24 protein-coding genes and 1 tRNA gene are annotated in these 21,928 nt (G+C 40.3%); 11 read left to right on the forward strand and 14 right to left on the reverse strand.

What is annotated here, in order from left to right; genetic code table 11:
• Positions 1–139 precede the first annotated feature (139 nt).
• From NQ556_RS15640 to NQ556_RS15655, 4 genes are all read right to left on the reverse strand, one after another.
• Positions 140–1,159: a substrate-binding domain-containing protein gene (locus tag NQ556_RS15640; protein ID WP_008371030.1), complete on the reverse strand. Its 1,020-nt coding sequence runs from the start codon at positions 1,157–1,159 to the stop codon at positions 140–142.
• Entirely contained in the window at positions 1,146–2,870 is a 1,725-nt protein-coding gene (locus NQ556_RS15645; protein ID WP_008371031.1) for a sensor histidine kinase, read from the reverse strand. The genes NQ556_RS15640 and NQ556_RS15645 overlap by 14 nt, the downstream gene beginning before the upstream one ends.
• Entirely contained in the window at positions 2,857–4,452 is a 1,596-nt protein-coding gene (locus tag NQ556_RS15650; protein ID WP_022220684.1) for a response regulator, read from the reverse strand. The genes NQ556_RS15645 and NQ556_RS15650 overlap by 14 nt, the downstream gene beginning before the upstream one ends.
• A gap of 197 nt (positions 4,453–4,649) precedes the next feature.
• Positions 4,650–5,138, reverse strand: a complete 489-nt coding sequence (locus NQ556_RS15655; RefSeq protein ID WP_008371036.1) for a QueT transporter family protein — start codon at positions 5,136–5,138, stop codon at positions 4,650–4,652.
• Between the two features lie 329 nt (positions 5,139–5,467).
• On the opposite strand from NQ556_RS15655, the gene NQ556_RS15660 reads away from it, so the two are divergent.
• Complete coding sequence (locus NQ556_RS15660) at positions 5,468–5,860, forward strand: antA/AntB antirepressor family protein (RefSeq protein WP_022220349.1); 393 nt, start codon at positions 5,468–5,470, stop codon at positions 5,858–5,860.
• 412 nt (positions 5,861–6,272) lie between these two features.
• Here the strand turns inward: NQ556_RS15660 and NQ556_RS15665 are convergent, their stop codons facing one another.
• Both NQ556_RS15665 and NQ556_RS15670 read right to left on the reverse strand, forming a co-directional pair.
• Positions 6,273–7,097 (reverse strand): hypothetical protein, encoded by an 825-nt coding sequence (locus NQ556_RS15665; RefSeq protein ID WP_022220350.1) that lies wholly within the window; start codon positions 7,095–7,097, stop codon positions 6,273–6,275.
• 469 nt (positions 7,098–7,566) lie between these two features.
• Positions 7,567–8,043, reverse strand: coding sequence for a hypothetical protein (locus tag NQ556_RS15670; RefSeq protein WP_204575731.1), 477 nt, complete (start codon positions 8,041–8,043; stop codon positions 7,567–7,569).
• Between the two features lie 61 nt (positions 8,044–8,104).
• Between NQ556_RS15670 and NQ556_RS16905 the strand changes: the two genes are divergently transcribed.
• The gene (locus NQ556_RS16905) at positions 8,105–8,527 is read left to right on the forward strand and encodes a putative holin-like toxin (protein ID WP_204576145.1); all 423 of its coding nucleotides are present in this window, start codon (positions 8,105–8,107) and stop codon (positions 8,525–8,527) included.
• A gap of 301 nt (positions 8,528–8,828) precedes the next feature.
• On the opposite strand, the gene NQ556_RS15680 is transcribed toward NQ556_RS16905, so the two are convergent.
• A complete protein-coding gene (locus NQ556_RS15680; RefSeq protein ID WP_008371065.1) occupies positions 8,829–9,071 on the reverse strand; it encodes a helix-turn-helix domain-containing protein in 243 nt (80 codons plus the stop codon).
• A gap of 304 nt (positions 9,072–9,375) precedes the next feature.
• Here NQ556_RS15680 and NQ556_RS15685 point away from each other — a divergent pair, with 304 nt between their 5' ends.
• The 5 genes from NQ556_RS15685 to NQ556_RS15705 all read left to right on the forward strand — a co-directional run bounded on the left by NQ556_RS15685 (position 9,376) and on the right by NQ556_RS15705 (position 11,929).
• Positions 9,376–9,699: a hypothetical protein gene (locus NQ556_RS15685; protein ID WP_008371066.1), complete on the forward strand. Its 324-nt coding sequence runs from the start codon at positions 9,376–9,378 to the stop codon at positions 9,697–9,699.
• 187 nt (positions 9,700–9,886) lie between these two features.
• Positions 9,887–10,012, forward strand: coding sequence for a hypothetical protein (locus tag NQ556_RS15690; protein WP_008371067.1), 126 nt, complete (start codon positions 9,887–9,889; stop codon positions 10,010–10,012).
• Between the two features lie 59 nt (positions 10,013–10,071).
• Positions 10,072–10,203, forward strand: a complete 132-nt coding sequence (locus NQ556_RS15695; RefSeq protein ID WP_008371068.1) for a hypothetical protein — start codon at positions 10,072–10,074, stop codon at positions 10,201–10,203.
• Entirely contained in the window at positions 10,196–10,540 is a 345-nt protein-coding gene (locus NQ556_RS15700) for a hypothetical protein (protein WP_008371069.1), read from the forward strand. The genes NQ556_RS15695 and NQ556_RS15700 overlap by 8 nt, the downstream gene beginning before the upstream one ends.
• 267 nt (positions 10,541–10,807) lie before the next feature.
• The gene (locus NQ556_RS15705; RefSeq protein WP_008371070.1) at positions 10,808–11,929 is read left to right on the forward strand and encodes a tyrosine-type recombinase/integrase; all 1,122 of its coding nucleotides are present in this window, start codon (positions 10,808–10,810) and stop codon (positions 11,927–11,929) included.
• Between the two features lie 529 nt (positions 11,930–12,458).
• Here the strand turns inward: NQ556_RS15705 and NQ556_RS15710 are convergent.
• Positions 12,459–12,529 (reverse strand) — tRNA-Gly (locus tag NQ556_RS15710).
• A 140-nt stretch (positions 12,530–12,669) separates the two neighbouring features.
• Here NQ556_RS15710 and pepI point away from each other — a divergent pair.
• The gene (gene pepI, locus NQ556_RS15715; protein ID WP_173687245.1) at positions 12,670–13,551 is read left to right on the forward strand and encodes a proline iminopeptidase; all 882 of its coding nucleotides are present in this window, start codon (positions 12,670–12,672) and stop codon (positions 13,549–13,551) included.
• Between the two features lie 224 nt (positions 13,552–13,775).
• On the opposite strand, the gene NQ556_RS15720 is transcribed toward pepI, so the two are convergent.
• The 3 genes from NQ556_RS15720 to NQ556_RS15730 all read right to left on the reverse strand — a co-directional run bounded on the left by NQ556_RS15720 (position 13,776) and on the right by NQ556_RS15730 (position 15,912).
• A complete protein-coding gene (locus NQ556_RS15720; protein WP_022220300.1) occupies positions 13,776–14,357 on the reverse strand; it encodes a xanthine phosphoribosyltransferase in 582 nt (193 codons plus the stop codon).
• Positions 14,358–14,437: 80 nt separating this feature from the next.
• Positions 14,438–15,316 (reverse strand): aldose 1-epimerase family protein, encoded by an 879-nt coding sequence (locus NQ556_RS15725; RefSeq protein WP_195368789.1) that lies wholly within the window; start codon positions 15,314–15,316, stop codon positions 14,438–14,440.
• Positions 15,317–15,579: 263 nt separating this feature from the next.
• Complete coding sequence (locus NQ556_RS15730) at positions 15,580–15,912, reverse strand: DUF3784 domain-containing protein (protein ID WP_005330997.1); 333 nt, start codon at positions 15,910–15,912, stop codon at positions 15,580–15,582.
• 309 nt (positions 15,913–16,221) lie between these two features.
• Between NQ556_RS15730 and NQ556_RS15735 the strand changes: the two genes are divergently transcribed.
• On the forward strand, positions 16,222–16,599 hold the full coding sequence (locus NQ556_RS15735; RefSeq protein ID WP_044998821.1) for a TnpV protein: 378 nt from the start codon (positions 16,222–16,224) through the stop codon (positions 16,597–16,599).
• 66 nt (positions 16,600–16,665) lie between these two features.
• Here the strand turns inward: NQ556_RS15735 and NQ556_RS15740 are convergent, their stop codons facing one another.
• The 3 genes from NQ556_RS15740 to NQ556_RS15750 all read right to left on the reverse strand — a co-directional run bounded on the left by NQ556_RS15740 (position 16,666) and on the right by NQ556_RS15750 (position 19,655).
• Complete coding sequence (locus tag NQ556_RS15740; protein WP_173826571.1) at positions 16,666–17,430, reverse strand: class I SAM-dependent methyltransferase; 765 nt, start codon at positions 17,428–17,430, stop codon at positions 16,666–16,668.
• Between the two features lie 322 nt (positions 17,431–17,752).
• The gene (locus NQ556_RS15745) at positions 17,753–19,183 is read right to left on the reverse strand and encodes a MobA/MobL family protein (protein ID WP_204575733.1); all 1,431 of its coding nucleotides are present in this window, start codon (positions 19,181–19,183) and stop codon (positions 17,753–17,755) included.
• A gap of 256 nt (positions 19,184–19,439) precedes the next feature.
• Entirely contained in the window at positions 19,440–19,655 is a 216-nt protein-coding gene (locus NQ556_RS15750; RefSeq protein ID WP_008371081.1) for a helix-turn-helix domain-containing protein, read from the reverse strand.
• A 181-nt stretch (positions 19,656–19,836) separates the two neighbouring features.
• On the opposite strand from NQ556_RS15750, the gene NQ556_RS15755 reads away from it, so the two are divergent.
• Positions 19,837–20,487, forward strand: a complete 651-nt coding sequence (locus tag NQ556_RS15755; protein ID WP_044998824.1) for a helix-turn-helix domain-containing protein — start codon at positions 19,837–19,839, stop codon at positions 20,485–20,487.
• A gap of 125 nt (positions 20,488–20,612) precedes the next feature.
• On the forward strand, positions 20,613–21,911 hold the full coding sequence (locus NQ556_RS15760) for a tyrosine-type recombinase/integrase (protein ID WP_204575736.1): 1,299 nt from the start codon (positions 20,613–20,615) through the stop codon (positions 21,909–21,911).
• Positions 21,912–21,928 lie beyond the last annotated feature (17 nt).

Below are 21,928 nucleotides of genomic sequence, written 5' to 3' on the forward strand. Positions count from 1 at the left end.
GAATTTCAACGTTTATATAAATTTTTACTTAATTTCGTCCATAAATGTTTCAAATGCCCAATTCTTTAAAAAGCTGTAGTCCAAATATTTTTCAGACTACAGCTTCTATACTTCCGAGCAGCTACAAACATTTCACCCGTTACTTTTCTTCAAATGAAAACAGCGCCTTCTGGCTCTTATCATCATACATATTTTCTCTTGTCACCAAAATACTGCTGGTTGCCGTCTCTTTCTTTTCCGGCTTCTGACCATTCAGTAGTGTATTGATCTGCTCAATCCCCAGGTATCCCATCGCATATGGGTTCTGGACGATCAGCGCATCTACATTTCCTTTTTCCAGCATTCCAATGGATTTTACGTTACTGTCAAACGCAACAACCTGCGTCCGCTCTCCGGCGCCAAGTGCTTCTACCGCATCCCCGACTCCAAGGGTTGTCCATTCATTAAATGTCACGATCACATTGATCTGCGGATTGTCAAGCAACATCCTCTCGGTGCCCTCTCTTGCGTCGGTGATCGTAGACTTCACATTGATGGACGCCGTAATATTTACCCGGTCATCCTTAAGAACCGTATCCCGGAATCCCTTTTCACGAAGCTGCCCGTTCTCCGTACTCTTATCAAAATTTACGATTCCGATATTTAGATTTTCCGCCGGATTACCAAGCACTTCTTCTCCTGCCATACATCCGGCTTCATAATTGTCTGTACCAATATAGCATTCCACAGCCTCACTGTTTACCGGACTGTCCACAACCACAATTCTGATTCCTGCCTTTGCCGCACGGTCGATTGCTTCCGCATTCTTTTCAAAATCAATGGCAGAGAACAGAAGTGCATCTACCTGTTCCCGGATTGCCCGGTCTATCATTTCATTCTGCGCCTCATAATCTTCCTCACCGTCTCCATCCGGTCCTTCGCACACCAGATCCAGATTATATTCCGCACTTGCCGCACCGGCTCCCGCATATGCAGACTGCCAGAAAGAAGAATCCATGGATTTTGTCAGAAACACTACTTTTTTCTTCTCGATGACGCTATTTGTACTGCCTTCTTTTCCTTCCCCAAGTCCGTCACCCGTCAGGACAAAAAACAGAATTGCAAGTAGGATCACACCTGCATCAATTGCAATAAATGGTTTTCTTCTACTTTTTCTCATATTCTTCCTCCCTGACCTTCGGCATACGGATCGTCACACAGGTTCCTTCATCCAGCTCACTTGTGATATTCAGTCCATAATTGCTTCCAAAATAAATCTTGATCCGGTCATTTACATTCTTGATTCCGATTCCGGTACGGTCTCCCGGCTCTTTGCGCAGAATCTCCCGGCACTGTTCTTCCGTCATACCGATTCCGTTATCCTCCACCTGGAAAATAATATCTTCTCCGTCCTCAAAAATACGAATCCAGATCTCACCCTCATCGATCATCTGCTTTACACCATGATAAATTGCATTCTCGATAATTGGCTGCAAAGTAATTTTGTTACAAAGATACGAAAGACACGACTCTGCCACCTCAAATGAATAGGTAAATTTGTTCTTATACCGATAATTTTCAATCTTCAGATAACTCTTTGCATGTTCCACTTCTTTTTCGATCGGAATCAGCTCATGCCCTTTACTGATACTGATACGGAACAGCCTTGCAAGTGCCGTAACCATCTCTTCTGCATCTTCATTTTTCCCGTCTTCACACATCCATGCAATCGCATCCAGTGTATTATACAGGAAATGTGGATTGATCTGCGCCTGAAGCGCTTTCAGCTCTGTTTTCCGCAGTGTGATTTCTTCCTGTCTGACCTGCTCCATCAGCTTCTGGATCTTCACAACCATGTGTTCAAACGAGTTGGATAAAGTCGTGATCTCTGTAGTTCCCGCCATCGGCTCAAATACAAAATTTTCAGCATTTTTTTCAAACCGGTGCATGTCATCGGCAAGCTGCCTTACCGGTGCTGAGAACAGTTCTGAAAATGCCCATCCGAGAAGAAAGACTGCTCCCATAACCAGACACAGGACGATCAGAAGTCTGGATACCGCACTGCTTACCTTCTCCGTAATCATTTCATCTACATAGCAGACACCTACAATTTTCCAATCACAGTTCTCCAGATTTTTCACAGTATAGATCGCCTGTTCCTGAATATGTGTCCCTTCTTTTAAATCCATTCCCTTCTCTTCTTTTAACCCGGAATAAATGAGCTGCTGCTGTGGATGATAGATCAGATTGCCTTTTTTGTCCGCAATATAGGCATAGCCGTGCTGCCCGATCCCTACATCATCAACATAATTGGCAATGTCAGAAAAACGGATGTCAATATTTACCTGTATACTGGTTCCGTCTTCTTTCTGAATCTTCTGGTAAACGGTTACAACCCATGGATAATATCCCTCAAACAAAGATTCTACATATGGTTTGGTTATACGCAGCCTGCCATCGTCATCTTCCATTTCGGTACTCTGAACAATGCGATAATTCTCTTTCAGCTTCTGCCCTCTGTTCCAGTAACGCAGAAGCTCCCCATCTTCACCACAGATTGTTACCGCTACTACATCGGAACGGATATTTACCAGATTCTGGATATATTCCTCAGAATGATTATTCTCATGACGCATTCTCGCCACGATCCCTTCCAGTATGATCCGCATATCCTGTGTATAATTCTCAACCGTATTCTGTACCTGTTCACAGCTCTGGGAACTGCTTGTCACTGCACTTTGCTCCATTGCATTCCGGTAAATCTGAACAAAAATAAGCGTTGCAGCCACTACCGAAATCAGGACGATTCCCATTACCATTGCAATAAACACACCGGAAATAGATATATTCCATCCCTTGTGCTGATCTGCTTCTTTTTTACGCCTGTTCATGTTCCCTCCTGTATTTGTTCGGTGATACTCCAGTCAGCTTTTTGAAGCAGTGGCTGAAATAATACTGATCCTTATAACCACACAGCTCTGTAATCTCACCGATCTTCATACCGGTACACTGCAGAAGCTCCATTGCCTTTTCAATTCGTTTTTTCGTCAGGATCTCAACCAGTGAACTGCCTGTCGTCTTTTTTATCAGACTGCTGAGATAATTCGGCGACACCCCGATCTCTTCACTGATGATCATAACAGACAGATCCTGTTGGGCATAGCGGTCCTGTATGATCTGCACTGCCTGCTCGCAGATCACCTCGCTGCTCTTCTTTCTCTGATCCATAAGCATTTTTTTAGCCTCCATACACAGCATTTTTATGATCTGAAAATTCTCTGCCATACGTTCCATTTCACGCATCTGCTGCATGGAATATTTTTTCTGAAGAACTTCTACACCACATTCCCCGATTGCCATATAAATAACCTTATATACTGCCGCCCCAATCTCGGTCAAAAGTATCGTACTAAGTACCAGTGTATTCTTGCCTCCATTTCGCAGCTTCTTTTCCAGATCATCCAGATAAATCTCCAGATCCTCTACCATTCCACCACGTAAAAAATTCTCCATCGTTGCTGTAATTTCCTGTATTTCTCCCTGTTCCAATCCCGATCCGTGCTCTGCATCGGAAATGAAATAGACACTGCTTTTATCCTTTCTGGAATAACTGAGCGCATTCATTGCCTCCAGATAGCTCTCTCTGCATTTTCCAAGAGTATTCACACTCCTGCTTACCCCGACCTGACAGCAATATCCCATAATACGCTCCACACTCTGAACAATTTCTTCTACAATAATATGTAAATACTTACCCATACCTCCCGGAGTCGTCGCGATCAGCGATACCACTCTTCCTTCCAGATGGCAGCTTACATAATGAACATATTTTTTCAGGATCATATCAACTGCATTTACACTGCTATAGCTTGTCTGATCCTTTCCATTTGCATCACGGATTCCGGTTACAAGCACCACATACTGCATATTATCCGGCTTTGGATTACGGATCAGCTCACATTCCTCTGCCCGCTCAAGAAGTGCCTCTTCGGACACCCGTTCATTCTGAAAGCTGTCGAGCAAAAGCGGAATAAGGAATTGCGTCTTGCGGATGTCCAGCTTCTCTTTTCTTTCTTTTGTAAATTCTTCCACTCGCTGATCCATGGCTTTTTTAATCTTTATCAATTCCGCCTCGATCTCTTTTGCTGAAATCGGCTTCAGCATATAGCTTACAATATTATATTGAATTGCCTGCTGCGCATAGGTAAAATCATCAAATCCACTTAAAAATGCGATCTGTACCATCGGGCGAACTTCCCTGACCGCCCGTGCCAGCTCAATCCCCGATAAAAATGGCATCTTGATATCGGTAAGGAGCAGATCTGGTTCCAGCTTTTCAACCAGTTCCAGCGCGTCTGCACCATTTTCAGCTTCCCCGACCACTTCAAAACCAATCTCTTCCCACTTTACCCTGCGAACAAGACTTCTTCGGATTTCCTCCTCATCATCAGCAACAACAACTGTATATTTCATATTTCTCCCTTTTTCACTTACTGTCAAACTTTCATCTGGTTACAATTTCTCTTTTTATATTATAGAAGATTCTTATCCACTTTTCCATAAATATATCTCCACTCAAATTTGTAAAATTCTACGATTGTATACACAACAATAATATAAAAAACGGACAGGCTGAATAGCTTTTCAGTCTGTCCGCTTTTTACATCTTCTTATGCTGTTTTAAAAATTACATTTTTATAACGATTCAATGCAGTATAAAGGACTAATCCAAGCACACCACATCCGACAACTTCTCCGACACCAACTGTCAACATCATAAACGGAATCGGAAGTGCTACTCCATATCCGTAACGAAGTACAAACGGAACGATTACTGTGTTAGCAATAATCGGTGGTAACGGTGCAAGGAAACGGTTTTTGTTACGAAGCTGATAAGTAAAAAATGCTCCGATCAAAGTTGCAATGCTTCCGAAAATGATATCCGGCAGGATTGCTCCTCCGAGAATGTTTCCAACAATACATCCAACGAAAAGTCCAGGAATCGCTGCCGGTGTAAATACCGGAAGGATCGTAAGTGCTTCTGCAATACGTATCTGTACTTCTCCGAATGAAAATGGTGCAAATACATAAGTAAGCACCACATAGATTGCAGCGATCATCGCTGCCTGAGTCATAAATGCTACATTCTTGTTCTTCATATGAAATTCTCTCCTCTAGTTTTGTTTTACGTGTGGAAGGTCACGAACACACGATTCATTTTACGCCGGGAATCGGCGAAACCCTTGTAAGACCTTGTTTTTAGGGGTTTTGTAACGGGTGTTAGTATAACATGGTGGGAATGAAAAATCAAGATTTGTCCAAAATTTGTCCAAAATGGGAAAGGTGGATTCCCAAAACAGAAGAAAGATGATGCAAAAGAGTTGGTTGATATCTTGGCAAGAATCCCAAAAGAAAGAAAATGTGAAGCAATCGGGATAATAAAAGGGTTTGCGCTTTGCGCAGAAAAAGAAGAATAGGAGGATACCACATGAATGAGATTTTAACAATTAACTATGAATCAGAGAATCCGACAGTATCAGCTAGGGAGTTACATGAAAAACTGCACATTGGAACTAAGTTTACAACATGGTTTGAGAGAATGAAAGAATATGGCTTTTCTGAGGGAAAAGAGTTTTTCCCAAAATTGGGAGAAACCTCGGAACAAGGTGGAAGACCGCAAACTGATTTTGAAATATCCGTAGATATGGCAAAACAGATTTGCATGATCCAGAGATCTCCAGAGGGAAAGCAGATTCGCCAGTATTTTATTGATCTGGAAAATGCATGGAACACGCCGGAACAGATCTTTGCAAGGGCGTTGAAAATGGCAGACAAGACCATAGAATCACTCAAAAAGGATAATGCTGTGCTGATGGAATAACCTCAAAAAACTTCATATTTCAGAATATATAGGAGAAAGACATAAGCAACAAAGGAATCGGATATAATGAGAATCCAGTTGGCAGAATAGGCTTTCAAAACTTAAAAAAACTAGCAATATCCGAATATATAGCCAAAATGTAGAAACAAATTAGAGGTTCCGGTATAACAAATCAATGTATATCAGCTATAGAAATTAGACAAACCTACATCTATTGATAATGGAATAAAATATGCTTTATCAAGACAATGGCAATAAAAAAGACGGGTAGATTATTCTATCCGCCTTTTTTCTGCCGTATATCATATATGACTATTGCGACAGTTGGTGATTGGGTACTTGCAGTAGATTTTATCACATAAGATAATGGTTGGTCAAATACTGGATCACTCTCATTTTGTGAAAAGATATATCAATGCTGTAAATTTTCTTGTTCTTCCTGACGCTCTTGCTTTACCACATAAGCGTTACACTCTTTGGCGAAAGCTTCTACGTTAAAAGGCGCTTTTTTCTTTTTGGGAATGATCTTAGGAATAGGTTTTCTTTCCTCTGTGTATATGGTATCGTCTTCAAAGTCACTTTCCTCTGCATAAGGTATATTATCATTATGATCTTCGGGATCATCTGCAATATCTTGTTCTATTTCTTCGTCAGTTTCCTCTTCAAATTCAAGATAGTGGGACTTTACGTATAAGACAGAAAGCTTTTTGAAGATAAAGACAATTATGTCAAACGGTATTATCCATAAGACGAAAAATAGCAAATCGTAAATAAGCCATGCACCAGTTGTTACCCTTACGCCGTCCAACTCTGCAAAACGGGATATAGGCACAAAAATGAAAAGCATTATAACGGAAACAATTGGAAATAGAAAATGAACAACATCAAATTCCCTGTCCCAGTGATTCAAAATGTATGTGGCGAAGTCATCCGAAAAGAACCGGAACGAGCTTGCTGAAGATGTTTCCGGTTCATTCTCATTTACATATTCGTAAGAAGATGGCAAATCATACCCGTAGTCAGTAACTTCTCTGTTCCGTTTTTCTTCTTTCTTTTCCTTGTGCTTCTGAATTTGTTCTTGAATCCATTCTGTTTGACGGTCGGCGCTTTCTCTCATCAGCTCCCTGTTATATTGCCGTTTGGCTTTCTTATACCGCTTTTTCTGCAATTTTCGCCGTTTTTTCTCATATTTCCGGTACATCAAAGACCGGATCAGATAATATTCTATTGGTGTCAAAATGTATTCCCCCTTTGGGTTAGTCTTAAATATCCTTAAAGTATTTACTATTCACCTAATGTTATATCTTTCATTTGACCAGTAGCAATCTGCATAATAGCATCTCTAAATCCATCTGCTTTTCCAGTATTATAATCTGTAAAAGGTGTATTTTCTAATAATTTTCTAATAAGTTTCTTAATTGTTCCAATTCAATAAGTATGTCGTCATAATTCGGAAATTTATCCAGTTCAAGTGATATTGGTGAAATTAACTGTTCCACATGCTGAATGCAATTATCAATTTCTGTCAACAGCTCATCAACTTCATGATCCGCTATAGGGCGAAGTTGATAAGAATCTTTTAATGCATCGGCCATAATTGTGTATAAAAGATCCGAAATCAATCTTGATACATATTTTGTTTCGTAATAATTTTCTAATGGCTTATAGTGGAAATTTTTTAATAAATGTTTAGTCAATTTTTATTGTTATGCTTGAGTTTTTGATAAGGATAAGTATTCTTCGAGAATATGTTGTTCATTGCTATCAAAAAAATCTAAGATATAAGAACCTGAGTCCATATATTTTTCAAATAGTTCTCTCTCTTTTTTTGTAAAAGGAATAAAGTTAAAGGGGGCTCCGTTTCCGGCTATAACTTCTTTTGCAAGTTCTATCTGATACGAATGTATATCTTGAAATTTTGTACTTTTATACTTGTCTTTATTCTCAACAATACTTCCATTTTTCCATGTAGTATACAGATTTGTTTTTAAAGCTTTATTTTTAACATTTATTTCTTTCATTTCAATCCATTCTGAAATAAAATTGCTGATTGAATCATTCTTAAAATAAATACATGGTCCATAAGCTTCTTCCCATTCTCCCGGTGCTGTCTGTGAAGGTATAATTTCGCCATTTCTACATTCTCCAAAGGAAATAGAAGCCAGATCGTCTAATTCAAACAATTTGACACACACATCAGAAAGAGTAATTTCTTTTTCTTCTTCTGGCGGATTATTTGTTTTTATGCCTAAAAGAGAATCAACTGAAGCTTTGTATTTTCAGTATGGTCTTGAAGCAGATGACGACGGGTTTGTCAGTGCACCCAAAAAGATATTGCGGCTTACAAATGCTTCTGATGATGATTTGAAAATTTTAGTTGCTAAAGGTTTTTTGATTCCTTTCGACAGCGGGGTTGTTGTTATTCGAGACTGGAAAATCAACAATTATCTGCGGAGAGATCGATATACGCCTACTCGATTTAAAGAAGAATTTGAACAACTTGATACAATCGATGATCGGTATCAATTACATGTGTTGGCAGTTGGTATACCAGATGACAACCACGTGGTAGACATGGTTACATATTCTGATCTGATTCAGTTTAGTATATTCATTGTTGCCCTTGTAGGTCTTTGCTATGAGATTTTCAAGGGTAAAAGAAAATAGCCGCCATTACTGCGAATAATGACGGCTGTTGCATAATAGCTTAACATTATAATCGGGTAGCCGCTTGCGGTTTCCCTCTTTGTGTCTTAAATATAGCATATCTGGCAGCAGGACGCAAGGGGTGAACGAAATGTTTACCCTTATCTCCTTATGATCTGAATCGACATTTTAACGTACCAGTCAAAAATGACCAACAGCTTATATACCGAATAATCATTCATAGTCTTCTAAAAATGAATCGTTCTGTCAGTTCATAGATTTGCTCATTTTTGAGCGGGTTTTCAAAACGGGACTGTGTAAGTTATTCTTCGGAGTTGCATACATTGTCGTCTGGACTGAAATCCAATATAAGCTTATACCCTATAGCTGACAGAATTTTTTCAGCATCTTCAAAACCGAAATTTTTCTTTGTAAGTAATTTGGTTAAACCTTGTGGTTTGATACCTAATTTTTCCGCAATTTCCCGTTGAGATATTTGTTTTTCTAGCATCAATTTTTTTATTTCTATAACAATTTGCTGATTGTTTTCATAGACAATGGACATAGTGACACCTACCTTTCTAAGAAGATTATAATAAAATATAAGTTATAAGTCAAACGAAAACGGATAAAAATAATACAGAATATATTACAAAACGGTTGACGAGTAACCCAAAATGGGTTATAATATAGTTACAAGTTAAGGAAAACACAACAGCAAAGGGTGAAAACGAAGTGGCAAAAGCGTACCGGAGACACCAGTATAACGCCGGACAAGGGTAAGGGGATAATGAGATGGTCAAGATACCTTAGATAGCTTTAAGACCTGCCGGGACTGTTGTAAGCCTTGAGAAAGGAGTACAGAGGTTATGAAGTATGATCTGAAGAAAATCATGTTGAATGCATGGAAAAATTACCGCCGGTACAGTATCAGCTTTGCAGAGGCACTTCACAGAGCATGGTTATCTGCTAAAGCAGAGGAAATCAATGCAGAGCGTATTAAACGAAGCAAAGAGGCAGCAGACGTGACCGAGGATACAAATACTTGGGTTGGATGGAAAAAGCTCGGATATGAGGTAATACACGGATCTAAAGCACTGTTTGGCTGTTCACTGATCTGGGGTTCCAAAGGAGATGGCGCAAGTTACAATGCAAGTTTCTTTGGCAGATCACAGGTTCAGGCGGTTGGATAAAGGATGGTGAGGAAATGGAAGCAAAGAAGAAAGAAATCATGCAGATGGTTAATGAGTGCAACAATGAACGGTTTATCAGTTTTTTATGCTCTATGATAAAAGCATTTAAAGAAAAATGGAAAATCTAATCAGTGAAAAACTGTTAAGTTTTGTTAAAGAAATCTGACATATAGGGAGGTCAAACAGTATGAAAAAAGAGCAAGAACAGGAAGAAATTGAATGGTACAAAGACAGAATCAAATGGCTTGCTGATAATTGCGACGCTTTAAGGCTATTAAAAATAGTGCATCGTTTTGCGGAGAATTTAATATAGATTGCGGTTAGACATCTAAAGCCTATATAAGTGGAATCATAGAAAGAGAGCGTGAAAAAATGGATAAAAAGAAAGATCTGATACAAATGCTTGAAAAGATACAGAATCCCAACCACCTTGCTATGGTGTATGGATTTGTAAAAAGAATGTACTTAGAAGAACAGAAAGAGAGGGAAAAGAAACATGAATAAAAAACAGCAGACACTAAATCCAGAGGCAGCAGTAGAAATGGTTATCAAAATGCAAGACCGGCAGACAAATGCTATAGAGATTCTATCAGGACTTATTCTTCAGTTTGAGCAGATCAATTATGTATTACATAAAATTGATGAGGCAACCTGTGAAACAGGTAAAGGTGTTGATGATGCCTGGAACATGCTGAAAAATCGGGAGGGAATCTGGCAGGGGGCAAACATTGTACAAACTTATATGTCATCATTTGAGAAGAATATAGCGGATGTAATTGAGCTGATCGATACAGAGGATATCACCGGCTATATTCCGGCAGAAAAGACCGACAGAGCATAGAAGAACCTTTGAAAACCTTTGATTTTTCGGTATATAGGAATTGTTTAGAAGTGGGGAAAATAAGTAAATAACCAGTAAAAACCTGACATATAGCCATATATAGCGAAAAATTTCATCACAAAGGGAAAATAAATGCCCCACAGTGCGGCAACACCACGGGGCAAAACAGAAATAACCCAATACACACACTGTATAGAGTCAATATGATTATACCTGTCATATTGACTCATTGCAATATTTGAATTTTACGTTCAGAAAGGAGTTAATATGGCAATAGATAAGAGAGGACGAAAACTTCCGAAAGGCATCCGACAACGTGGAAATACATTTGAAGGACGTTTTATGTATAAAGGTGTTTCTTATACCGTTCAGGCTTCCACTATTACCAAAACCCAAAAAGAAATGACCGATCTTAAATATAAACTGGAACATGGTTTGTACGTTAAAAAAGAAAAAATTACATTGATGGAATGGTATGAAACTTGGTTGGAAGAATATAAGAAAAATCGTGTAAAAATCGGAACATATACCAGCTATGAAAAGTATTATAAAAGCACAATAAACAATCGGTTAGGAAATAAAGAGTTATCGGAGATCCGAGGGGAACACATTCAGAAATTATATAATGATATGGTAAAAGAAGGGTATGCTATTTCAAGTATTAAGATCGTATCAGCAATTTTAAACGGCTGTCTTCAACAAGCTATGAAGAATGGCTTAATAGAAAGAAATCCTGTTAAATTGGCTGAATTGCCCCGCCAAACAGGAACGAAGAAAGAGCGAACAGCTATGACAAAAGAGCAACAGGATTTATTTATGAAATATGCAGAAGAAAGCTATTTATACCACTTTTTTTCTGTAATGCTTCGGACTGGTATGCGAAAAGGTGAAATGCAAGGTCTTAAATATTCTGACATAGATAAGAAACAAAATGTAATTCATGTTCGTAGAACTTTAAAATACATCGAGGGAAAAGGATATTTTGAGGATACACCAAAGACAAGAACTTCTACCAGAGACATTCCGTTGACTGCTGCCATTACGGAACATATAGAAGCTCAGCGGAAATATTGGGGATTTAAGGTTGTAAGAATGGATCAGTATTTATTTTGTAATGAAAACGGCGATCCAATCAGCCGGGAACGGATCCAAGGTGAAATTGACAGAATCATAAAGAGAATAAAAAGTGACGGATATGATTTCCCACGGATCACAAGTCATGTATTCCGACATACTTTTGCAACAAGAGCAATTGAAGCCGGAATGCCACCGCAGGTACTTAAAACCATTTTGGGACACAGTTCTTTAGCGATGACAATGGATTTATACAGTCATGTTTTGCCAGACACTAAAGCAGACGAAATGCAGAAGATAGCAAATGTATTTTAGAGGGGTTCGCCCCTCTTCTTTTTTGTCCAAAATTTGTCCAAAACTGCATAAACGATAATAAACAATGATAAACAGAAAAAGCCTGAAAACACGCTGTTTTCAAGGCTCTGTAAACGTAGATAACACTCTATAAACTTATTATAAAAGAAGTTTTGTTTTACGAGTGGAAGGTCACGAACACTCGATTCATTTTCGCGCAGCAATGAGTCTGGCGGCCATGCTTGCATGGACATCTGACGAATGCCGCGGAAGGCATATACTGTAAGTATATGACCTTACGCCGGAAATCGGCGAAACCCTTGTAAGACCTTGTTTTTAGGGGTTTTGTAACGGGTGTTAGTATAGCATGGTGGAGATGAAAAATCAAGGTAAGTACCAAAAAATTTACGACACTGGTAAACATTTCGTTCACCCTTATAATCGAGCCGACATTTTAACGTACCAGTCAAAAATGACTAAATTTTTCTCTATAAATCAGGAGCCCGGTCACCACTTTGGCGACCGGGCTCCTGATTTAAAACATAACAAAAGCGGGTGATGGGAATCGAACCCACGTATCCAGCTTGGAAGGCTGGTGTTCTACCATTGAACTACACCCGCATGACTCTTATTATTATATTCATCATTCAACTGTTTGTCAACAATTTTTTTATTTTTTTTATTTTTCCACTTTTTCTTTCCCTTACTTCATTCTGATGTTATAATGAAGAGACTCAGTATACTGATAGGAGGGATTAAATATGAAAATTACAGAAGGCTACATGCCTTATCTTGGATACAAAACCTACTACCGTATTGCAGGCGAATGCTCCGGCAATAAAAAACCACTCATTCTGCTTCACGGAGGACCTGGTTCTACACATAACTACTTTGAAGTACTTGACCGGCTTGCTGATGAAGGTCGTGCAATTATTTCCTACGACCAGCTCGGCTGCGGTAATTCTTATGTAGAAGGACATTCAGAACTCTGGTGTTCTAAAACATGGATGAATGAACTGATCGAACTCAGAAAATATCTCGGACTTAATGAACTTCATCTTCTCGGACAGTCCTGGGGCGGAATGCTCTCAATCGAATACTTATGCGATCACAAACCAGAAGGGATCAAATCCGTTATTCTTTCCAGCACCCACCCATCTTCCAAATTATGGGCCCATGAACAACACCGTATGATCAAATTCATGTCCCAGGAAGATCAGGACGCCATTGCCAAAGCTGAAGCAACCGGCAATTTTGACGATCCGGCATATCTCGCAGCCAATGAACGCTTTATGCTTCTTCATGCCGCCGGCGTACCAAAAGACACCGATCCTGAATGCCTGCGCCGTCCAAAAAAAATTGGAACAGACTCTTATATCACCGCGTGGGGACCAAATGAATACACGCCAATCGGAAATCTCAGCAACTATGAGTACCGTGACAAACTGAAAAATATCAAAGAACCGGCACTTATCATCAACGGAACCAACGATCTGTGCACTCCACTGGTTGCAAAGACCATGTATGACAGTATCCCGAATTCACGCTGGGAACTTTTTGATGACTGCCGTCATGTATGCTTCGTTGAAGATACCGACCGCTATTGCAGGCTTTTAAATGAATGGATGGAGCAAAACGACTAAACCTGCTCAGCGTGATTGGATATATTGTTATCTTTGGCTCTTCACTTTCCATGTTTTTCTATAACCGCTCGTGGGCCAGCTAAAACAAATATCACTCTCTTTTTGTATATCAAAAAGTGCAGATCCCTGTGAAAATACAAATCTGCACTTAGTTCATCATATACGCAAAAGACGCATATTCCCGACAAAATTTTTGTTCAGGCATATGCGTCTTTTTGCACTTTTTACTGCTCTCTGAAAGTGATCTCACCCGTCTCACTGTCCATAGCTTCTACAATCGCAAGTGATTCCAGCGGATATCCAAGGTTGCGGATGATTCTTCCGCCGGACTGGAATCCTTTTTCGATCACAATTCCAATTCCCTCTACCGTTGCACCTGCCTCTGTAACCAGCTGAATCAGCCCCTGCAGCGCACATCCATTCGCAAGGAAATCATCAATAATGAGCACATGATCTTCCTCTGAAAGAAATTTCTTTGCTACAATTACCTGGTTCTTGCATTTATGGGTAAATGATTCGACTTCTGCTACATACATCTCCCCTTCCAGATTGATGCTCTGTGTCTTTTTTGCAAATACAACCGGCACATGAAAATGCTTGGCTACAATACAGGCAATCCCGATACCAGAAGCTTCGATTGTCAGGATCTTGTTGATATTCTTATCTGCAAATCTCTTCTTGAATTCCGCTCCGATCTGGTCAAATAATTCAATATCCATCTGATGATTCAGAAAACTGTCCACCTTAAGAACATTTCCCTCTTTCACGATTCCATCTTTGACAATACGTTCTTCCAAAAAGTTCATCTTACGTTCTCCTCTTCCTTTAATATTCCATGTATTTTTTTCATTGTATCAGTCTGAGCCATGAAACGCAACCCTCTGCGCTATTTTACCAGAATCTTATAATCCTTTTCAAAAATATCGCCCGGTTTCAGTTCATTCCCCCACTCCCTGTTTTCCAGAATATGGTCAAAATCTTCTCTGTCACTTCTTCCATACCATGGCTCAATGCATACGAAAGGTGCGTGTTTTTTTGCCGGAGACCAGATTCCAAAAAGCGGTGCATCAAATTCTACTTCCAGATAAACCTTTCCATCTGCATCCGCAAGACCGATCCTCTGTGCCTGATGATTTTCAATAATAAGTGCATCCTCATCAAATAAATGTTCCTCAAGCTTCAGACATTTTCCGAAAAGATTTAAGATTTTTGTCCGTGGACAAAGTGCACCTTCTTCATTCAGGATGCTGCTCGTGAGCGGTCCTTCTGTATCAAATATCAACTGACAATCCTCCTGCTTTTCTCCTTCTTTCAAAGGACAGTTAAATGCCGGATGCCCTCCGATCGAAAAATACATCTTCTTATCATTTGGATTTTCTACTTTCCACATTACTTCCACCTGACGTCCGGAGAGTCTGTATCCTACTTTCAGAATAAAATGAAATGGATATTTTTCCAAAGTACTTTCTGTATCTTTCAGTACAAACCAAATCTCTTCTTCTGTCTGGCTCTCCAGATCAAATTCCATGTCTCTTGCAAAACCATGCTGTGACAGCGTATATGTTTTTCCTTCGTATACCGACTGCTTCTGCACATAATTTCCTACGATTGGGAAAAGAACCGGTGATGTTCTTCCCCAGAACTTTGGATCTGCCTGCCACAGATATTCCTGCTCTGTCTTATTGTCTTTTAGCGATTTCATTTCTGCACCTGCTGAAATAACAGTCAGTGTAAGTTCTTCATTTTTCAGTTGATATGCTCCCATTTTTATGCCTCCATTCCTTTCTGTATCTACTTTTCTGCCTCTACGCCTGCAAATTGCGTATTTAACAGAATCCCGGTTAAACAAAAAGCAGGAGAAATGCTGTAAATTCAACGTTTCTCCTGCTTTTCAAACACTGCCGCAGACCGGAATCGAACCGTTTTACTTAATCTCAAATACTGATAGAAAGGGGCTTTGAAGACTTCATCACGGTTGCGGTGTTCAAAAAGTGTTCAAACGTTTGTCGCATACAAACTAAAAAGTTGTTACTTTCTGCATAGTGTATTTCCTAAAATGATAATTACTACGACATCAACCAAAATAATCCCCAATGCAATATATACAAAAAATGCAGGCAAAATATTTTCAAGCAAGCCCATTGTCAATGCAAGAATTGCTATAATAGACATTCCAATTCCCATTGTTCTGCATAACTTCTTTTCATCATATTTTTCCTTTTCTTCTTTTGAAGCCGTATTATATCCGGAAATAAACCAACTCCCGTGTCCAGAAAGTAAAATAATAGAAAATACAGCAAATATCACAAAGACAATCCACACTATCCAATCAGAACCTGTTGCTAAATCTACTAATTTCATTTATAAGCACCTCCTTAAATTCCGTTTTTCTTAATTCGATAAACTTGAATTTGAAAACCACAATTTTATAAGTGGTTATTAACCCTCACAGGGTTTTAATAAAATCCTCCAAAAGCCTTGAAAATTAAGGGTTTATAGCAAAATGCTCACCTTAACTTATTATACGATTTCACACTGTTTTATTCTTCCCTTGGAAGCTGATAAGGGCAAACACAAGGGCAAGAAAATCTGATAACAAGATATAACAGAATGTGGCAATCGGAGAACTGCGACGTATGTGCGAATATATTATACTGGAGGATTTATTATATGGACAAGTACATTTTTGATAAAAGCAACGGTTTGTGGTATGAATTGCAGGGTGATTATTATATCCCTTGTCTGATACTTGCCGAAGAAGAAACACAGCCTATCGGCTTATGGGGACAACGCCACAAGCAGTATCTGAAAGAGCATAGGCACATTGTTTACACCACGATGCTGATTGATGGGACACTTAACCGCTATCTTGCAGATATTAACCAACAGGCGGAGCAAATGTTCCACAGATTGATTGAGGAAATGGTTCAAAAGCAGGGTGTGACAGAACAGTTAAAAGCAGAACAGCCTATGGAATGGATAGGATTGATGAATAACATACAAGCTTATGCAAGAGAAATTGTGAATAATGAAATAATTTTTTCATAGGATTAACGATACGAGGGCGAAGATGCTTCTACACATCTTCGCCCTTGGTTTTTTTATAGTCAATTTTTATTTCGCTTTGCGCAATACCAATAAAAATCGATGAATTTTTCCTTCAATACAACCGTTTTGCTCTAAAATTTGTTGTGCATACAGTAATCTGTTCTTGCAATTATCTACAGAGAAATTAGGAAATTCCCACTCTATAATATGCGCAAACCAAACAAGTGCACCTATATCAAAAAATTTGATTGGTCTGAAGCATTCCTGTGCATCCAAAATGTCAAAACCTACATCACAAAAACGTTTTTTAACTATATCAAGATACTGTTCTGGAAATGGAAGTTCAGTTTTTCCTAAGAGAAGCTCCACCAATTCACGGTCATTTTCAGCCCCAACCTGTTCAGTGATAAAAATTCCTCCACATTTCAAAACACGATGTATTTCTTTGGCATTAAAATCACCGTGACGATTAATGACAATATCAAATTCATAATCACCAAATGGCAACATATCCTTTCCATCACCTGCACGAAAATCAATACCGAGAGGGAGCAAGGTTTCTCTGCATAGCTGAATATTTGGGGGATAGGCTTCGGTTGCACTTGTCTTTACATAAGGATGGCGGAGAGATAACAAGAATTCACCACCACCAGTATCTATATCCAGCAGTTTCATTTCTGGGTTTAAGTAATCCAGTATGATGTGTTGATAATTCCAAGGCAAGTCCGTTTCTTCCGTATATCTTCCCTCAATGTGAGAAAAATCCCATCCATGGATATGTGCAACACTTTCTTCTTTTTTCCAAATGTCTATCAATTCTTTTTCTTTCATCGTAACTACTCCTATTTTGAATATTTTTGTTTTGTACATCAATTATAGGTGCAGCCAACTGACAACATCATAAAATAAGCTCGATACAATCTGTTGCCAGATTTACAACTGCACCGAGTAGTTACCTCGAATAAATCTCATTGTGTGAGTTCACCGCCTTTCGAATTGCCTTGTATCAGTGTATCACTTTTTGAACAAAAAAGAAAGTATCCTTAAAATGATATATTTCAAAACATAATTCTTGCCATTGGTTTTCAGTCAAATTTGTCTATGTAAGACCGCAAGGCAGGTTGCCCTGCGGTGTTGATTTCCTATGTCGTGATTATCTGTCCCTGTCTTGGGATTTCTTTCTCTGCTTCGGCTGAGCGTTCTGTTTGCCCTCTTCCTGAAGCTGTCTGAGCTTGTTACGCACACTTTGTCTTTCGGGCGGTCTGTGCTGTTTCTCGGCAGGTTTCCGTCCGTTCTTGACTGCCTGCTCCCATTCTGCAAGATCTTGGTTATACTGTGTCACAATAGCCTCTGCTTTGCGGTAAGTTTTCATAAACGCCTGTACATCAGGATAACCGTCATCTTTTAGAATATCGGGGATTTTATCCAGTTTTTCAGCAAGTTCGGTTTCAGTCTGCTGTATCTGCTTTTCCAGAGCCTTACGATCCTTGCCCTTGAAGATACCCGTTGTTTCTGCAAGCTGCTGTCGCAGATTCGGAAGTGTGACCTCCTGTATCTTCTTGATTGCTTTCGCCTGTTTCTGTACCTTTAGCATAAGGGTCTGCATTGTGCGGAACTCGTCCATATCCATATTGAGGACTGGCTTGGGTGGCATATCCTTTTCACGGATGATGGCTTGCAGAAATTCCTTTGCCTTGCCTACGATACCTCGGAACAGGTTTGGAAGCCAACCGTTTTCACGGATGGACTGACCGGCTTTGTCGTGGATTTCGGTCTGCTTGATTTCCAGTATCTTTGCTTCTTCAATGCCCGATACAAGAGCCAAATCCGCTGTTCTGTTCCATTCCTGCCTTGCGGTGTTATCTGCTTCGATTTCGGTAGCCTTGGGATTATTCTTACCTATCTTTTTTGTGGGGAGATACACGCTGTTCTTATCAAACACTTTCAATCGCTGTTCGGGATCTGAAATGTGGGAATTGATAAGCTCCGTGTAAACCTCTTTTGCTTCTGCTATGAACGCTTCTGTTTTGAAACGCTCGTCTTTGGTTGTGAATAAATGGCTTTCGTAAACTTCCCCCTTTTTGATAACGGTACAGCCTTTTCGGACTTGACCGTTCTCGTCTGTGATTTCTTTCTTGGTTCGTACCCTTTTTCCTGTTTCGTCATAAAATACGCTTCTGGTGGCAATCTTGATGTCAGGTTCGGGAAGCAGTTTCCTTTCACTGAATATGAGGTGGATGTGGTAATTGGTCTTGCGTTTGTTATGATGCAGAGCCGATACACATTCCACTCCGTACTGCTGTCTGAATTTGTTCGTAAATTCTTCAAGCACCTGCTGCGGGTCAAAGGTGGTGTAAATCTCTGGCAGGGCAATGATTAACTCCCTTGCTTCAATACCCTTTCCTGTTGTTCCGCTTCGTAGGAACTCCTGCTGGCTTTCCCTGGCGAGATTGTTCCAAAAGGTATTGTCGGCGGTACGATAGGTGGCATAAAGGTTTTCCTGTTTGGCGTGGCTCGTGATATATGAGATTCTTCCCTTGACATTGGGCAGCTTCGACATCTGAATGAACGAATGTCTTGCCAAGCTTTTGCTCCTTTCTTCGCTGAGAATACCGTACTCATTACGCAACCGACTTGTCGGGTGCGGCTGTCACAGCTATCGGTGATTGGTGGGACAGCAATGGAAATTGCGGTGCAATTTCCTCTGTATCATAGCTGAGGTGATGGTGTCCAAAGCTGTGATACAGGCTCCCCGCAGGGGCGAAATACCCAGAGTACAAATCGCAGATTTGTGCGAGGGGTGTATTTCGCTCTCAAACGCCGAGGGCTTTGGAGAACGGTCATTCCACTTTTCGTACATCATTGGGATTTAGTAAATTCCTGCCCTGATTGACCGTCATAAAACGCTCCAGTGTATCCCTGCGGATAATGGTCTTACGTCCGACTTTCAGAACAGGCAGTTTGCCCCAGTCCACCAGTTTTCGCATTGTGTTCCTACCGATACCTGTACATTCTGCTGCTTCCTCGATAGTTAAACCCATTTTAATTGCTGTCATTATACATCCCTCCTTTCAAAATACTCATTTTGCAACCCTGCGATTATCATTATACTTATTTTGCTATTTCTTGTCAACTTATTTTACAACCCATTAAGATTGTTTTTTAACTTTTATCGAGAAAGTAGTTGCAAAATAGGTTTTGATATGCTATACTTGTATTCGTCAGGAGGTGAAAACCTTGAAAAAAGAAATTACATTCACCGCAAAACAGGTTGGTGAACGAGTGAAAGAACGTCGAACAGAATTGAATCTTACAATGCCGGAACTCGGCAAGCGTATCGGAGTGAACAAGTCAACGATACAGAGATACGAAGCAGACGGCGTAGACCCAAAGAGAACAATGATTATCAATGGACTTGCAGAAGCACTGCTTACCACTCCTGAATGGCTCACAGGTCTTTCAGAAGATAAGGAATATGACAGCAGAACGCTTTGTGAAAAGGACTTGGAAGAACATATCAAGAAGTACATTGATATAGTGTCTACGGTTGTGAATGGCGAACCGCACCAACAGCTCCTTACCACATTTCTCGGAAAGATGATTGATTTGTATTCCGTTCTCTGCTACCACTTCTCCGACGCTATGGCAGAGGTTGACCGTGTGGCAGAAGATGAAGGACTGAAACAGTCTCTCCGCAGATATGCGATTGAATCGGGAGCGATTACAGAGCGAGTTTACCATAAAGAAATGGAAGCACCGATTGAGGATATGAAACGATTCTTAGACGGAATTTTACATATCTACGATGAAGGACGCACCGCTGTAAAGATGAGTGACCTTTTCGGGATAGTAGCGGAAGCCGAAGCAAGGCTTGCCGAAAAAGAATAATTCCGTGGCTCTTTGACAATGAAAAAAGCCGATTAAGAACAATCGGCGGATGTGACATTATTTACTTTACGCACACCATACGTCACAGTTCCGATTGCCACGGATAGAAAGGAGACTATTTATCAATGGCAAAAGGATCTGTAAGAAAAAAGGGCAAGAAATGGTACTACCGCTTCTATGTAGAAGATGAAAGCGGAAAAATGGTACAGCGTGAATTTGCAGGCACAGAAAGCAAATCTGAAACAGAGAGTCTGCTCCGCAAGGCAATGGAGGACTACGAAGCGAAGAAGTTCGTGGCAAAGCCTGAGAACACCATTGTGGGTATGCTGCTTGATATGTGGGTGGAGGAAGAACTGAAACCCGGCAATCTGAGCAACGGTACAGTAATGGCATATATGGGAACAGTGAACAGGATAAAGAAATATCCTATCGGCGACAGAAAGCTGAAAACGGTCACTGCGGAACATTTACAGGCATTTATGGACTTCCTTACTTTCGGAGGACAAAACCCTGATGGAACGACAGCAAAGGCACTCAGCAAAGGGTATCTGAGGTTATTCTCAGCAGTATTGCAGGGAGCATTCCGATTTGCGGTATTCCCGAAGAAACTGATTTCCTTTAACCCTATGCAGTATGTGGTATGGAGGGGAAAGAAAGAGGAATACGAACTGTTTGCAGACGAGGACGGCGAAGTTGACAATGCACCTACCATTGACCATCATCAGTTTTTAATGTTGGAGGACTTTCTGAAAAAGAAAGACAATCCTGCATTGCTCCCGATGCAGATAGCCTATTACACAGGACTTCGTATCGGAGAAGCGTGTGCTCTGACTTGGCAGGATATCAACCTTGACGGACAGTACCTCACAGTGCGACGCAGTATGCGATACAACGGGCAAAGGCACAAGACAGAGATAGGTGCTACCAAACGCAAGAAAGTCCGCACCGTGGACTTCTGCGACACTCTGGCAGATATTCTCAGAAAGGCAAAGACGGAACAGCACAAGAACCGCTTCAAGTATGGCGAACTCTATCACCTCAATTACTACAAAGAGGTAAAAGAAAAAGGCCGTACTTACTATGAAGTCTACAGCCTGCCAAGAACGGAGGAAGTACCTGACGGATACAAGGAAATATCCTTTGTCTGCCTGAGACCTGACGGAGCATACGAGTCACCGAGTACGGTTGGTGTTATGACAAGGTCGGCAAAAAAGAAACTGGAAGGGTTTGAAGATTTCCATTTTCATATGCTGAGACACACATTCACCAGCAATCTGCTCTCCAACGGTGCAGCACCAAAGGATGTGCAGGAACTGCTCGGACACGCTGACGTAAGTACCACAATGAACATTTACGCTCACTCTAAGAGGGAAGCGAAACGAACTTCCGCAAGACTGCTTGATAAGGTGGTCGGGGAAACCTAAACAAAAAGTTTCCCTTG

The sequence above is a fragment of the Coprococcus comes ATCC 27758 genome (genome assembly GCF_025149785.1).
GTDB classification, from domain to species: domain Bacteria; phylum Bacillota; class Clostridia; order Lachnospirales; family Lachnospiraceae; genus Allocoprococcus; species Allocoprococcus comes.

Bases quoted from the DNA above. Each gene is read 5' to 3' on its own strand.
- NQ556_RS15645 (WP_008371031.1), bottom strand. From the start codon at position 2,870: ATGAACAGGCGTAAAAAAGAAGCAGATCAGCACAAGGGATGGAATATA.
- NQ556_RS15740 (WP_173826571.1), bottom strand. From the start codon at position 17,430: ATGAAAGAAAAAGAATTGATAGACATTTGGAAAAAAGAAGAAAGTGTT.
- NQ556_RS15690 (WP_008371067.1), top strand. From the start codon at position 9,887: ATGAAAAAAGAGCAAGAACAGGAAGAAATTGAATGGTACAAAGACAGA.
- NQ556_RS15720 (WP_022220300.1), bottom strand. From the start codon at position 14,357: ATGAACTTTTTGGAAGAACGTATTGTCAAAGATGGAATCGTGAAAGAG.
- NQ556_RS15760 (WP_204575736.1), top strand. From the start codon at position 20,613: ATGGCAAAAGGATCTGTAAGAAAAAAGGGCAAGAAATGGTACTACCGC.
- NQ556_RS15650 (WP_022220684.1), bottom strand. From the start codon at position 4,452: ATGAAATATACAGTTGTTGTTGCTGATGATGAGGAGGAAATCCGAAGA.
- NQ556_RS15735 (WP_044998821.1), top strand. From the start codon at position 16,222: ATGGACAAGTACATTTTTGATAAAAGCAACGGTTTGTGGTATGAATTG.
- NQ556_RS15680 (WP_008371065.1), bottom strand. From the start codon at position 9,071: ATGTCCATTGTCTATGAAAACAATCAGCAAATTGTTATAGAAATAAAA.
- NQ556_RS15700 (WP_008371069.1), top strand. From the start codon at position 10,196: ATGAATAAAAAACAGCAGACACTAAATCCAGAGGCAGCAGTAGAAATG.
- NQ556_RS16905 (WP_204576145.1), top strand. From the start codon at position 8,105: ATGCCTAAAAGAGAATCAACTGAAGCTTTGTATTTTCAGTATGGTCTT.
- NQ556_RS15725 (WP_195368789.1), bottom strand. From the start codon at position 15,316: ATGGGAGCATATCAACTGAAAAATGAAGAACTTACACTGACTGTTATT.
- NQ556_RS15640 (WP_008371030.1), bottom strand. From the start codon at position 1,159: ATGAGAAAAAGTAGAAGAAAACCATTTATTGCAATTGATGCAGGTGTG.
- NQ556_RS15695 (WP_008371068.1), top strand. From the start codon at position 10,072: ATGGATAAAAAGAAAGATCTGATACAAATGCTTGAAAAGATACAGAAT.
- NQ556_RS15660 (WP_022220349.1), top strand. From the start codon at position 5,468: ATGAATGAGATTTTAACAATTAACTATGAATCAGAGAATCCGACAGTA.
- pepI (WP_173687245.1), top strand. From the start codon at position 12,670: ATGAAAATTACAGAAGGCTACATGCCTTATCTTGGATACAAAACCTAC.
- NQ556_RS15705 (WP_008371070.1), top strand. From the start codon at position 10,808: ATGGCAATAGATAAGAGAGGACGAAAACTTCCGAAAGGCATCCGACAA.
- NQ556_RS15730 (WP_005330997.1), bottom strand. From the start codon at position 15,912: ATGAAATTAGTAGATTTAGCAACAGGTTCTGATTGGATAGTGTGGATT.
- NQ556_RS15750 (WP_008371081.1), bottom strand. From the start codon at position 19,655: ATGACAGCAATTAAAATGGGTTTAACTATCGAGGAAGCAGCAGAATGT.
- NQ556_RS15655 (WP_008371036.1), bottom strand. From the start codon at position 5,138: ATGAAGAACAAGAATGTAGCATTTATGACTCAGGCAGCGATGATCGCT.
- NQ556_RS15685 (WP_008371066.1), top strand. From the start codon at position 9,376: ATGAAGTATGATCTGAAGAAAATCATGTTGAATGCATGGAAAAATTAC.